1 protein-coding gene is annotated in these 284 nt (G+C 65.8%); it reads right to left on the reverse strand.

What is annotated here, in order from left to right; translation table 11 throughout:
- Nucleotides 1-284 (reverse strand): hypothetical protein (locus tag MD536_RS21520; RefSeq protein ID WP_239603839.1); only part of this gene is annotated, 284 nt, incomplete at both ends.

A 284-nucleotide genomic window follows, 5' to 3' on the forward strand; every position in this document is an offset into this window, starting at 1 on the left:
CGGGCCGTCCCAGGGCTCCATCAGGCTCGAGTGGTACTGGTAAAAGGCCCGCTTGTCGTCGTCCATGGACTCGTGGTTGGACCACGGCTCCGGGATCATCATCATCACGGCGTGGGGCAGCGAGCGCCCTGCGAGGTAGAGCAGCTCGAGCGAGTTGTCGAACATGCCCGAGTCGCTGCCGTTCGGGTTGATGATCGGGCGGATGTTCTCGATGTCCTCGCCGAAGGCCTCCGACTCGAAGCGCGCCTCGCGGGCGTGCATCCAGTTGGCGTTGCCGCGCACGG

This window comes from Flavihumibacter cheonanensis (assembly GCF_022352215.1).
GTDB classification, from domain to species: domain Bacteria; phylum Bacteroidota; class Bacteroidia; order Chitinophagales; family Chitinophagaceae; genus Flavihumibacter; species Flavihumibacter cheonanensis.